Origin of the sequence: Shimia sp. R9_2, from assembly GCF_017743735.1 — a bacterium.
Lineage (GTDB): Bacteria > Pseudomonadota > Alphaproteobacteria > Rhodobacterales > Rhodobacteraceae > Shimia.
This window is the reverse complement of the sequence record NZ_JAGHRO010000017.1, coordinates 1-13,221: the sequence shown is the minus strand read 5'-3', so window position 1 is coordinate 13,221 and position 13,221 is coordinate 1. Positions and strand designations below refer to the sequence as shown.

At 53.8% G+C, this 13,221-nt stretch carries 8 protein-coding genes and 1 pseudogene; 6 read left to right on the top strand and 3 right to left on the bottom strand.

Annotated elements, in window-relative coordinates:
- Positions 1-1,863: 1,863 nt before the first annotated feature.
- Both J7400_RS20970 and J7400_RS20965 read right to left on the bottom strand, forming a co-directional pair.
- A complete protein-coding gene (locus J7400_RS20970) occupies positions 1,864-2,895 on the bottom strand; it encodes an AraC family transcriptional regulator (protein ID WP_280638037.1) in 1,032 nt (343 codons plus the stop codon).
- Positions 2,896-3,072: 177 nt separating this feature from the next.
- Positions 3,073-3,438 (bottom strand): helix-turn-helix domain-containing protein, encoded by a 366-nt coding sequence (locus tag J7400_RS20965; RefSeq protein ID WP_247738964.1) that lies wholly within the window; start codon positions 3,436-3,438, stop codon positions 3,073-3,075.
- Between the two features lie 124 nt (positions 3,439-3,562).
- On the opposite strand from J7400_RS20965, the gene J7400_RS20960 reads away from it, so the two are divergent.
- From J7400_RS20960 to J7400_RS20935, 6 genes and pseudogenes are all read left to right on the top strand, one after another.
- Positions 3,563-4,204: an NAD(P)H-dependent oxidoreductase gene (locus J7400_RS20960; RefSeq protein WP_209066120.1), complete on the top strand. Its 642-nt coding sequence runs from the start codon at positions 3,563-3,565 to the stop codon at positions 4,202-4,204.
- A 17-nt stretch (positions 4,205-4,221) separates the two neighbouring features.
- Entirely contained in the window at positions 4,222-5,082 is an 861-nt protein-coding gene (gene hchA / locus J7400_RS20955; protein WP_209066119.1) for a glyoxalase III HchA, read from the top strand.
- Between the two features lie 532 nt (positions 5,083-5,614).
- Positions 5,615-5,962 (top strand): hypothetical protein, encoded by a 348-nt coding sequence (locus J7400_RS20950; RefSeq protein ID WP_209066118.1) that lies wholly within the window; start codon positions 5,615-5,617, stop codon positions 5,960-5,962.
- A 12-nt stretch (positions 5,963-5,974) separates the two neighbouring features.
- Positions 5,975-7,066: pseudogene (locus J7400_RS20945) on the top strand (coniferyl aldehyde dehydrogenase); the annotation flags it as partial.
- 176 nt (positions 7,067-7,242) lie between these two features.
- Positions 7,243-9,105: an AMP-binding protein gene (locus tag J7400_RS20940; protein ID WP_209066116.1), complete on the top strand. Its 1,863-nt coding sequence runs from the start codon at positions 7,243-7,245 to the stop codon at positions 9,103-9,105.
- Between the two features lie 363 nt (positions 9,106-9,468).
- Positions 9,469-10,482: an AraC family transcriptional regulator gene (locus J7400_RS20935; protein WP_209066114.1), complete on the top strand. Its 1,014-nt coding sequence runs from the start codon at positions 9,469-9,471 to the stop codon at positions 10,480-10,482.
- Between the two features lie 682 nt (positions 10,483-11,164).
- Here the strand turns inward: J7400_RS20935 and J7400_RS20930 are convergent.
- On the bottom strand, positions 11,165-13,221 hold a 2,057-nt coding region (locus tag J7400_RS20930; RefSeq protein ID WP_209066112.1), incomplete at its 5' end, for a PA14 domain-containing protein.

The following is a 13,221-nucleotide window of genomic DNA, read 5'->3' as shown; positions in this document are numbered from 1 at the left end:
ACAACACCAAACGACCGCATAGTGCTCTGGGTTACCGCCCACCAGCGCCGGAAACCGTCGTCCCGATGGATCAGAGGCCAGTCATGCACTAACAATCAAACCGGACCACTTGGGTGGGGCTGATCAGTAGAAGTTTGTTAGGTGTATGAAGGGCGCCGAGTTTACGGGATGATGATTGATCTTAGTCACGCTGCCCTATCTGATCTTTCCATAGCAGCGTAGAAGTTTGCTTCGACTTATGCTGGCGTGATGTTCCCGATGGGTTCCAGTTGTCGGCGGTTGTTGAACCAGTCGGCCCATTTCAATGTCGCGTATTCCACCAAGGATACAGTGAAAACCTTACCGAAGACCGGCGGTTTACTTCACCAGGATCCACCGTTTTTGACTTTGTCCGATTTCTCATAGCGGCCGTTGGCGCAGCCGCAGCGAATTGACGCTTTGTCCGCGTTGTTGCCATTTGCGCAAAGTGTAGCGAATTCACACTTTCCGCCCTGCGGGACTGAGACGGCCGATTTTTTGGGCCTTTTGCAAATGCGGAGAATGATCGGAAAGTCCCGCCTCCCGTGACTTCAATCTCTAAAATCGAATGCCCGCTATGGAGCCGGGGCTTATGGCCCCGCCGCTCTTGTTTGTTGGGCCAGCGGGATTTGGACGAGCCAAACGCCCCTGGCCGTCAGGGGGAAGACGCTGCCTTCCCCCTCGGGCAATCCAATTAGACAAAACCGTGTCCTCGCGCTCTGCGCTGCGGGCCGCACCACTTTTGTCGAATAGCATTGCCTCGCCCCCATCCGCGTTCGCCACGTGGCAGATCAGCAGGAGCAGGCGACTTCGCCGACTGAACCTGTAAATCAGCCCTGATTTTCCGAAAAGGGAAGTCAGATCAATCGAAACAGCCTGCGGGAGCAAAATGGAGATGTTGCGTCAGTTTATCACGCAAAGGTCAAAGTCGTGTAAGGTTCAACATCGAGCAATGAGAATGGAAAGGTTCTGTCGCAAATGGCAGAACTATGTGTCGTCTCACAATTTTTGATGTGGAACGTCACTGATATTTGACTCAATCCGCAGCCAAAATCTAAATAAACGTGTAAATCGCGTCATTCAATTCTGACCCAAACCTCAAGCATTTTTGACCCAATCGAAATCGCGGCCATTGATCGACACTGCGGTCAAGTCTCAATTGTGTCCATTTCTGACCGATGCTGCGAGAGGCGCGATGTCTGTTTGAGTGCGAAATCAAGCAGACCGTCGGCGAAAGTAGTGATCACAACGAACCACTATGGCTTTTTCGAAGTCCCATGCACTCCGTTGCTCGCCGCGCTCCAATAACTCATATGCGAGTTCGTTTCCCAATGTCGAAGGAACATCCACCGCGCAAAATTGGCAGTCATAGCCTCCATGTTCACATGAGCAGCCACGGCGCTCAAGCGGTTCCCCAAAATTCGACAAATCGAGTGCGTAGACTTTGGACGGAAACCAATCACGTTTGTCTGACCTTCTGCCCCACCGCGTTGTGATTGCGCCTCGGTAGTTGATGCATTTTGCAAAAACGGAGAATTCTCCTGGCGATAGTCGCTGGCGCCGACTTGGGTTGTCCAAACACTAGCATTTGGAAAACCACGCCAAGTGTCTGACCCCAAATCGAAGCCTTAGTTGATAACTATAGCCACCAGAGATATCAAAAGACGATCAAACATCAGTCGCTCGAAGCGAGACACTTGCATCGGCAAAAACAGGCCGCATAGTCGAAACGACAAGACCAAGCCATACTCTCGCTTGTTTTCGCAGCCCGGTGTTTCCGAGACCGGTGGTTCCCAAAACCGGAAAAAGGTCATCGTTAGTGCTTTGCAGAAGATGTCCTTGGTGTCATGCAACACGCCCCACACCATCGTTCCGCACCGCGCTTGGCGCCTTGCCATACTTCTTTGTAAATGCCCGCGCGAAGCTTGCTGCTTCAGAGTAGCCAACCCGCCACGAAACAGTTTCCACGTTCAAACCCGTAGTTTCCAAAAGCTCATAGGCCAAAGCCATCCGGACATCCGTGTAGAGTTCTCGAAAGCTCGTCCCCTCTTCGGTCAGTCTCCGACGCAAGGTACGCTCCGTTACAGTCAGCCGACTGGAAATTTCCTCAATCTTGTGGTCATGCGAAACGTTGGTCAGAATTTCGTTTTTTACCTTTTCGGACCAGGGGGAAACGTCATCATCTGGTTGATCAGACAACATTTTGCACTGATCCAAACAAAATCTAAGAGACGCTGGATCTGACTTTGCCAAGGGTTGATCGAGAATAGCCACTGGAAACAAGAGAGAATTCGTATCACCTCCCGTTGAAACAGGGATATTGCTGATAAGAGATAGCTCCGCAGCGTAAGTTCGGTCTGTTTCCTGTGTCTGTATTTCGAAATCAATTGCGGAAGCGCCCTGAAACAACTCGCTTATGAAATTCACGGCAACTGCAGTATGCCTCTCAAATAAGAAACGATGAACATCCTTGGGCAACCCTTCCATATCAAACGTTAAAAAAGCCTGCCTCTGGCCTTCTTCAAATGATATCGCCGCCACGATTGTAGACAGCCGCGCATAGGCGATAGCCACCTCAATCGCCATACGAAGTGTCGGACTTGTTAGGATCGCAAAGCCCCAAATCCCAAATGCATTGACATGCATTTCTCGCCCCATAGACCAGCCCAATCCAACGTCTCTTGGTGCAAGGGCGATCAAATTCTGTATCGCCTTGATCTCCTGATCCGTTGTGTGGAGTGCTTTCGGGTCAGAAATGTCCAAGTAGGACAACCCAGTCCCGCCAAGGCACTCAGCTGCATCAATGCCAAATTTGGAAGCCGCCTCGCACAAGTATTTCAGCGAAGTCGAAGATCTATATCGGTTCGTTGAAGCCATAAGAATTTATAGCATCCAAAATTCATCAAAAGAACATTCACCGGCACTTTTTGATCAGATTGACCAACAAAATTTCGCCCAAAATCGCTTCGCGATCACCCCAAAGTGAATCAAGATCCCACTGTCTCAATCTTAGGTTTTTGTGGTTTTGACTGCCAATCTCGCGAGTGCCGCGCCTTAGCTTCTCGCGCCTTTATCGTATGCTTCTCGTGCGGCATCGATTTTACTCAAATTCTCCAACGCCCAATATCCCAGCGCCATTACAGGCTCGCGAAAAGACTCACCCATTTCAGTGAGATTATACTCTACTTTCGGCGGGATGGTCGGATGGTAAGTGCGATTGACCAGCCCATCTCTCTCAAGTTCTTTCAAGGTCAAGCTGAGCATCCGTTGAGAGATCCCCAAGTTCCGCTTGAGCTCATTGAAACGCATGGTCCCATATTGCGCCAACGAGATGACGACCAGCACGCTCCAGCGGTCCCCCACGCGCGAAAGAACCTCATTGATGCGTTGGCTATCTGGGCAGTGTTTATCGTCTAGCATAGTGGTTCCCATCTTGTGACCGAGAGACATTCATGTGCCTTCTTGTGGCCGCCTCAAGTTCTTCCTAGTTAGTCGGTTACTACTCTATACCGGCCTACTCAGACACCTACAACGGGATCAAATCGTGACTTCAAAGACCCTTAACGACCACTTGAATTGGCGCTACGCCGCAAAGAAGATGGACCCCTCCAAAGTTGTGCCTCAAGATAAGGTTGATGCCATCGTCGAGGCGATCCGCATGGCACCCACATCTAGTGGCACGCAACCTTTTGAGCTGCTCGTCGTCACAAACACGGAATTGCGCGCCAAAATCGCCGAGGCCGCTATGGGCCAAACTCAAATCACCGATGGGTCCCACCTCTTGGTCTTTGCCGCGTGGGATACGTACACCGACGCCCGCATCGACGAGGTCGTAGATCTAAATGTTCAGTCGCGCGGAGATCTGCCGCTGATTCATGATTACTACGGTAACCTCAAAGCCACCTATGTGCCACGCGACGCCGAAGTGAACTACGCACACGCAGCACGGCAAGCCTATATTGCACTTGGCATCGGTCTGATTGCCGCCGCTGAACAAGAAGTCGACAGCACTCCCATGGAAGGGTTTGATCCAGAAACCGTGGACGAAATCCTGGGCTTGGAAGAACGTGGACTACGCTCCGTGATCCTGATGCCTCTCGGATACCGAGAGGAAGCTAACGATTGGCTGCTGCCGATGCCGAAGGTACGTAAATCCCGCGATACGTTCGTAACTGAAATCAACTGAGCACAGGCATTACTTCCATGAGTTTTCTTAAAAAGCTGCTCAAAACAGCTCCGACGCCCACCAGCGATGGCGCATATGAGCCCTCACCGCTCTCGCTGAAGCTTGCCACGTCGCCAAAAACCGATTTTGACGGCGGAACTTATGCCAGCCCCTACCAAGGGAGCGACAAACGGGTGTTGGTCGTCTGCACCGAAGAACGCAACATGAAGATGGCCAATGGCAAAAAATTCTCAACCGGGAACCATCCGGTGGAGCTGGGTCTGCCAATGCTGCATCTTCTTTCAGCGGGGTTTGAGGTTGATATCGTCACACCCACAGGTGCGCCTGCTGTTGTCGAGGACTGGGCGATGCCGCGCGAAGACGCGACCGTGATGAAGCTATACCAGGACTATGCAGACGCATTGCAAAACCCCGGCAGCTTGGCGGATTTTGTGGCGACATCCCTGACAGATACTTCGCCTTACGTTGCAGTGTTTATGCCGGGCGGACACGGCGCAATGCTTGGCCTACCGGAGAGCGATGATCTGGGCAAACTGCTCCGCTGGGCGCACAATCAAGACCTGTTTACGCTTGCGATATGCCACGGGCCAGCTGCTTTGCTGGCTGCAGGCAATGAAGCTGACTTCATCTACAAAGGCTACAAAATCGCAGCCTTCCCCGATGCTGTAGACAAACAAACCCCAATGATCGGCTATTTGCCCGGCCATATGCCCTGGAAATTCGGTGAGCGCCTAGCGTCTTTGGGGGTCGAGATCGTGAACAAAAAAGCCGATGCGGCGTGCCACATTGATCGAAAACTGATCACAGGCGCAAGCCCAAAAGCCGCCAATAACTTTGGACGTCTGGCCGCGGAAACACTCCTGAGCGCCAATCGCTAAACTGAACAGCAAGGCATCATCTGGCTGTGGTGATGCCTTGCCCTTCTCGCCTTGCGGGAGGTCAAAGCTCATCCTCAATGTATACTTGGCGCCCAGTGTTCTGCACCAATTGAGCCCTACAACTGCCCTCCAATGAACCATTAACAAAGATTCATTCGGTTTCAGGTCCTGGCGTAATGCGTGCCCTCGGGCCTCGCTTGGTTGGAGCGTAAACTCTCTCGAGACTAAGCGAAACAATGCGCAGGTCGCAGTGAACAAAGGGCCACTGACTGCGAGAAAAACCAGACAAACTTGGGAAACCGCTGCAACAAACCCGTTGAGCGAAATTGAGCTTTTCGGTCATCTAACTGTTGTCTGGTTCATCACCGATTTCGGGTATTTGAGCATCAATGTGCGCAATCCGGAGAGGTAAAGCGGTCCTTAACTGCAAAGATCTTGTCCCCTCGGAACATTTCCTGCCGTAAGCACGCACACTAAATTTTTACCAACTCCGTCGCGCGTCTCGGATGTTTCAACCCAACAGGAGACTGTGATGTCAATTCAGAACGTCGTTGAAATCAAAAACACGGATCGCAACTTGCCGGTTGTGCTCAGCAAGTTGCAAGCCGCATACAAAGCTGATCCCGCCCCGACTTATGAACAGCGCGTAGACCGGTTAAGCCGTCTGCACGCTGGGTTGATGGAATACAAAGACCAGCTCATCGCGGCGGTCGATCATGATTTCAACGGCCGCGCGCACGCGGAAACGATGCTGGCTGAAATTCTGCCGATTCTGGAAGGCATCCGATACTACCGCAAGAACCTGCGCAAGCTGATGGGGCAATCCAAGCGCCACCTGCCGCTGATGCTGTTGGGGGCACATGCCAAGGTGCACTATTAGCCATTAGGCGTTGTTGGCATCGTTGTGCCCTGGAACTTCCCTATTTTTCTAGGCCTGTCACCGCTGGTGGGGGCGCTGGCCGCGGGCAACCGGGCAATGATCAAAACCTCGGAATTTGCGCCCCAAACCGCCGACACACTGACCGAGATGATCACAAAACAGTTCACCGATGAAGAGGTTGTGGTGATCAACGGCGACGTTGATGTTGCGACCGAGTTTACGAAGCTGCCTTTCGACCATTTGGTCTTCACCGGCTCAACCCCCGTGGGCCGCATCGTGATGCGCGCCGCAGCCGAGAACCTGACACCTGTGACACTTGAACTTGGGGGCAAATCACCCACCATTGTTCATGATGAGTTTGACATCGAGGAAGCTGCCAAACGCATTGCTTTTGGCAAAGGCCTGAACGCGGGCCAGATTTGTGTGGCGCCCGACTACGTGATGGTGCCGCGTGGAAAGGTTGACTCCTTTGTTTCAGCTTTCGCCAAGGCGTTCTCGGCGCGGTATCCGACGCTCGCGGCAAACAAAGACTATACCTCCATCATCACTGAACGTCAGCGCGATCGACTTTTGGAGAATGTTGAAGACGCCAAGGCCAAAGGGGCTAAAATCACGATCCTCAATCCGTCAAATGACACTTTCGACGGCACCCGCAAACTGCCCATGTATCTGGTGACAGATGTGACCGAGGATATGCGCGTGATGCAGGAAGAGATCTTTGGCCCGATCCTGCCGGTCATTCCCTATGACACGTTGGACGAGGCGATTGCCTATGTGAATAATCGCGACCGCCCGTTGGCGCTGTACTACTTCGATTGGGATAGGGCCCGTGGCGAGAAGATCTTGAACGAGACCCACTCGGGCGGCGTCTGCATCAATGAGGTCGTCACCCATGTGGCCGTTGATGACATGCCCTTTGGCGGCGTCGGCCCGTCTGGAATGGGACACTACCACGGCAAAGAAGGCTTTTTGAACTTCTCGAAAGCCAAAGGCGTCGTGCGCAAAGGCAAGCTGGACGGCAACCAGTTTGTCGGCGCGCCGTGGGACAACAAGATGTTCAAGCTGCTGGTTAATTTCCAGCTCCGCCGCTTCAAAAAACCCTAGACGCAACCCAGCCCGCGCGCGCGGCGATCCTTGCACCCCTTGCTGAGAATTCTAGGGGCACTGTCGCTCTGTGGCTCGAACTGGGTCCCTGTGACCGGGTGCATTGACCAAGAGATACCCCAGTGGCGTCAAGCTGCTGGTTGACAAAAACACCGTGTTTTGGAGGAGAGCACACCATGGCCGTTTTCAGCGATCACCCCATCCAGAGCCTTGAGGATATCAAGCGTCTGGAATCTGATCTGACCCTAGATCAACGTCTGCCGGAACGCAGCATTCTTGAGGTATTCGAGGCGAGCGCAGCCACCTACCCTGATAAGACCGCTCTCACCATGTTGATGACCGGTGCCGAAGACGAGCAGGCGCGCCGCGTCACTTATGCTCAGTTGCTGGGTCTAATCCGTGGCGCGGCCAACATGTTTGCGGATCTCGGCGGCCCTGCGCCCGGCGTTGCCTATATGCTGCCCTCACTGATCGAGACCTATGTGACCCTCTGGGGTGCCGAGACCGCTGGCTATGCGGTGCCAATCAACTTCTTGCTTCAGGTGGAAAGCATCGTTGACCTCTTGCGGGCCTCCGATACAAAAATTCTTGTCACGCTGGGGCCGCACCCGCAGCTGGATATCTGGGAAAAGTCGCTGAAGATACGCGGCCAGATTCCCGGCCTGACCCTAGTGCGCATCGCGCCTCCGGGGACGCCGTCAGTCGAGGGTGTGGTGGATTTTGGCGAGGCGATCCAAAGCCAGCCCATGGATCATCTGACATTTGGCGACGCCCGCTCAGGTGACGACATTGCGGCCTATTTCCATACCGGTGGCACCACCGGCGTGCCCAAGCTGGTGGCCCATACTCATCGCGGGCAACTGGTCGCGGCCTTCGGTGGGGCAACCATGTGCGGGTACCGCTCAGACGATGTCTTGACGGCGACTTTGCCGCTTTTTCACGTCGCGGGAACGATTGCCGCTGGCCTCAGCGCCTTTATGTGTGGAGTAGAATTGGTGGTGATGTCGGCGGGCGGCCTGCGCACGCCCGCGATTGTCTCAGGGTTCTGGCGCCTTGTAGACCAGCACAAGGTGACCCTTGTCGGCGGAGTTCCCACCGCTCTAGGCGCTGTTCTGCAAATTCCTGCGGAAGACTATGACCTTAGCCGCATTCGCGCAGGGCTAACCGGTGCAGCCTTGCTCCCGCCTTCCGTTGGGGCCCGTTTTCACGAAGTGACGGGCGCGAAACTGTTTGAACTTCTTGGCATGACCGAAACCTCTGGGCTGGTTAGTATTGATCCGTTGTCGGGCGCAGGAGCCGTCAGTTCAGTCGGCTGGCCGCTGCCGTATTCGCAGGTAGATATTCTGCGCCTGACCGTAGATGGCGAGCTAGGTGATCCCTGCGAGGTTGATGAGATCGGCGTAGTCGCAATCCGTGGTGAACATATCTCGCCCGGCCATCGAGACTCGGCGCAGAATACAGGCGTTTTCGAAGACGACTATTTGAACTCGGGCGATCTGGGATACAAAGACGCAGACGGCCGGATCTACATTGCAGGCCGGTCCAAGGATCTGATCATACGCAGTGGTCACAATATCGACCCAACCATGATCGAAAACACCATGACCGAGCATCCTGCCGTGGCCATAGCGGCAGCGGTGGGCATGCCCGATGCCTATGCCGGAGAGCTGCCTGTGTGTTTCGTACAGTTGCACGAAGGGGCTGAGGTCACCGTGGAGGCGCTACAGAAACATGCCCACGCGCATATTGACGAACGCCCGGCTTGGCCCAAACATATTTACATTATGGAAGAGGTTCCGCTGACCACTGTTGGCAAAATCTACAAGCCAAGCTTGCGCCTTGAGGCGGCCAAACGCGCCGTATCCCAACTGATCCAGTACGATCATAAGCTCCCCGAGGCCAAGATCGCAGTTACCGACGGTGGCACGCGCGGGATGCATGTGGCGGTCACTCTGCCGGAACAGAACCGCTCAGACATTTCGGCGGTGCAGAGCGCTTTGGATGAGTATCTATTCTCCTCATCCGTCGAAGTTAGATAGATCGAATTTACTGAGGAAAAGGCGCCACGCGACGTCTTTTTCTTGCTCAAGAGCTGGCAGCTCGTTCTAGGCCAGCATGCCCGCGGCTCTCTCCCGGCATTCATTCGCGAATGCTGTCGGGTGTGTCGTGGGCCGTTTTTTTCAGCGGAGATCATTCGCCAACCATGTGATTGCCACCTGATTGTTGCGTTGTTGAGCGCTAGCCTTCTGGTCTGCGTCCGGTAGACCTCACCAAAAGCTGAAGCAAGGCCCTCTGAACCTCTTTGATTTTGTCAGCCCCTAGTATTGAACAGACTAGGCTATGTGGGTCAGTCTGTCCGTAAAGCCAGACAGCAAGTGCTTGTGGAAACAGAGGGGCGCATTTTGAAAGACCAGCACCACACTACTTCAAAACTTAACGCAGCAGTTCGCATACTAAAGCGTCGCGGGTTAGACCAAAAACGTGTTTTTAAAGGGACTGGCGTCGATCGCTCCAAGCTTTCAGACAAAGACTACTCTGTTTCATTGGACCAAATTCTCAGTGTTTTGAGAAACATCGCCGAACAACGCTGGCACCCGGCAATTCCATATGAAATTGGTAGATCACTGCACATTTCCGACTATGGGCTGTATGGGTACGCCGTATTGAGTGGAACACGGTACCCAGATACCGTCAAATTTGCGCAAAAATTCCATTCACTTGCGGCTCCTACGAGCGAAATGGCATTTGTTTTTGACTCTGAGCTGCAAGGATGGACGTTCGAGCCGGTCGAGGCGGCCGCAAGTTCGCCTGATTTTTATGATTTTCTTGTTTGCCTCCAGGTCGGGATATTTTTGTCATTGCATCAGGATGTTTTGGGCCAAGAATTCAAATCAAACCTGATTGAAGTGCGGTGTCACCAGAATAGTTTCTACACAGTAGATAAAGACGCCGCTGAGGCTTACCAGCTCGGGGCTGAACATAACCGGTTCTGCGTTCCATTGGTATGGAATGACCGCAGGCTCGAGTTGGGTAACAGCAGAACTTATAAGCAGGTCACTGAAATCTGCGAAGAGGAGTTATCCGAGATTTTGCACAGTGGCTCAGGCCCCATTTCAGGAAAAGTTCGCGGAGAGTTAATTCGCCGAGCCTCTTTTGACGCCAACATGGATCAGATTTCGCACAACATCGGGCTAACAAGTCGCACTTTAAGGAGACTTCTGAAGCGTGAAAACACAACCTTCAGCGACATACTTGCATCAACCCGCCTAGAGGTTGCTCAAAAGTACCTGCGTGATGCAGAACTCAGCACTCAAGAAATCGCCTTTGTTCTCGGCTTTTCAGACGCCGCCAGCTTCCACCGGGCATTCCGTAGATGGACAGGAAAAACACCCAAACAGTATCGAAATGGTCTCTGACCGGGGAATGAGAACCTGATCAACTTCTTTAAGGGTGTCCAGTTTTAGGGGTAACGCGTGAGTTTCATTCCCCCAACTGAAACGGCGCCATAAGTACTTGGAAAGGGAAGCGTGGCAGTTGGATCAGAACTGGGAGCAAGATGAGAACGCGCGGCTGGAGAAAACCCCTGCGGATTTGCAATTCGAGAAACTGATCCTTCAGATAGAGGCTGGATTGTCCGAAGTTTGATGGGTCGCGAAAGTCTCTGATCAAGTCCCGTTAGAAGCGTCAAGTGTCTAGGCAAAGCATCTGCGCTGTGTGACTAGGGGTGGTCCAGCACGCGATATCAGGCTGGGTCGAGTGCCGATGATGCGGTGTGTTTTGCGGTAGCTCGGTTCGCCCGCAATTGGGGAGGTATCGTCACCACAAAAGCGCCGCCCCACTGCGCACCCCGATCAGTGGAATTGCAGCTGTCATGCCTCTCCGCCCCCGTTCAGGGGGCTGGTCAGATCGCGTTCGGATCTACTAAAAAGTTTTGTTCATATGGTCGGAGTGAGTGCGCGATGGCATTTGCAATGATTACGAGAAGGGCGACGAGCGCCTCATTGGCCTCCTGGCTGCCTGAGGCCCGGATAAATCCGACTGATAACAACCGACGCGAGGCCAACTCTGTTGTGCCCACCAAAGCCAAGGTCGATCAGTCTACCAATCCACACGCTCATACGTATCCGTTCCGATTTGTGTGACCTCACCATTCACTTGCACGACAACGGGTTCTGAAAGCACATCTTTATTGTTCGCGCTTGTCTCATCTGTTTCCTCATCGCGGCCTTCAGGCACTGCATCCCATGCCAAAGATTGCGGGCTGGTTTCAGCGCCAAAAGGGCTGGGATCGCCCGCGCCAGGGTCTGAATATTCTGCGGCTACGAGATTGCCCACGACAATCTCGTAGCTGTTGATGGATGTGGTCTGCGCACCGTTAAAGGCCGTGTCGCTGAGGATGATATCGCCGCTGATCGTTCCCTCATAGCCAGCGGGGGGCGAGATTTCCAAAGCGTTGATGTTCCAACCTGAAAGGTCCGCTGGACCGCCATCTGTAAGAAGGGCATCATCCCCGCTCATCAAAATCGTATTGGCGGGCAACCCAGTCATACTCAGGCTTGCGGGGGGGCTTGCACCGGTGAGATCGATGCCCACGTCGAGAGTGCCATTCACATCAATGGCCGTTCCCTGATCAGCTTGCAGCGTTTCACGCCCCTCTGTGTCAGGCCCTTGCCACTCCAGTTTCAACCCCGCATGGCCATAGTTCTCAAAATAGCGCATCTCGATGTTGTGCGTTCCTGGCTCCAGATCTATTTGACCTGATCGGGTCCGATAGCCGTGGTTGCCATCGTCATTGATGACCCTCTCGCCATTTACATAGAGCGCGACGCCATCATCCGCCGATGTGAAAAACTCGTAAGAGCCACCACCCTCGACGGTGATCTGGCCTTCTATTCGTACACCGAAAGTGTCACGCGATCCCCCCTCCCAGAAAGAGTTCGCGCTGTTCTGAAAGTCGATTTCTGATCTGTGATCCTGATAGCTCGGCTCTGCATCCCAATCGACATCGTTGAGGTTGCGAATGCGCTGATCCATGTCGATGTAGTCGACGCTGAAACCAGTGACCAGTTGCGCAGATGGCGCCACAACATTCGCTGGGTTCACGTCAATCCCGATAGATTGGCTGATTTCGACTCCGCCAGAGGGGTCACTAGAGTTGATCATTGTCACAACCGCATCAAGCTGGCCTGAAAAGTCAGTTGGCGGGTTCACCGTTATCAAGTCGCCGTCAAAGCCAGTGATGTCCACACGGCCTGCGCTACCTGTGACAAATGTTTGCCCCGCAGCTTCCACCAACGTGCCAACTGGCAAACCTTCCAGTATCAGATCTGTCGGCTCGCCGCTGGCTGTATCCGGGTGGGATACGGATAGGGCGATGGGCATGCCTGAGACGGTTTGCGCATCAGACACATCGGGCGCGATCACGGGTTCTGTCCCGTTTGTGTCAGGGCCATCCCACTCAAGCTTTAACCCAGCGTGGCCATAGTTTTCAAAATACCGGACTTCGATGTGGTGAGAACCAGGAGGCAACTCCAACTCACCGGACCTCAGTCGATAACCGTGCAGGCCGTCGTTATCGACCACCTGCTGTCCATTGACGAACAATTGTGCGCCATCGTCCGCGCTTAGATCAAAACGATAGACACCGCCTGTTTCGACTTCGATTGTCCCGCTGATCTCAGCGCCAAAGGTGTCTCTCGCGCCGCCTTCCCAGAATGAGCCTGCACTGTTGGTGTAGTTGATGTTCGAGACGAGTTCTTGATGGGTGGGGGTAGCATCCCAATCGACATCACTGATAGCGCGCAGCCTTTGGTCAACGTCGAAGTATTTTGCCTGAAAGCCGGTAGAGACCGATAGGTCTGCCTGATCGGTCACGCTTATCGCAAAACTCTCGGTGTGCGCACTGCCCGCCGCATCTGTGACCGTGACCTCCACATCGACCTGCGCGGCCGCCTCATGATCCAGCGCGATGCCGTCTTTCAGTTTCAATGCACCATCGACCACCTCAAAACGGTCGTCTGAGACGGTATAGCTGTGGGTGTCCGCCACATCCTGATCCGCAACCGTCAACTGGCCAACCACCGCCCCGCGGGCGTTTTCCGCAACGGTCTGCGTCTCCAGCGTGAGACCTGTGACGGCGTCATTTGTGTCCGTCA

What these genes read in the sequence shown, in the direction of transcription:
- J7400_RS20950 (WP_209066118.1), top strand. Translation starts at nt 5,615, where the DNA reads ATGTCAATTCAGAACGTCGTTGAAATCAAAAACACGGATCGCAACTTG.
- hchA (WP_209066119.1), top strand. Translation starts at nt 4,222, where the DNA reads ATGAGTTTTCTTAAAAAGCTGCTCAAAACAGCTCCGACGCCCACCAGC.
- J7400_RS20940 (WP_209066116.1), top strand. Translation starts at nt 7,243, where the DNA reads ATGGCCGTTTTCAGCGATCACCCCATCCAGAGCCTTGAGGATATCAAG.
- J7400_RS20970 (WP_280638037.1), bottom strand. Translation starts at nt 2,895, where the DNA reads ATGGCTTCAACGAACCGATATAGATCTTCGACTTCGCTGAAATACTTG.
- J7400_RS20965 (WP_247738964.1), bottom strand. Translation starts at nt 3,438, where the DNA reads ATGCTAGACGATAAACACTGCCCAGATAGCCAACGCATCAATGAGGTT.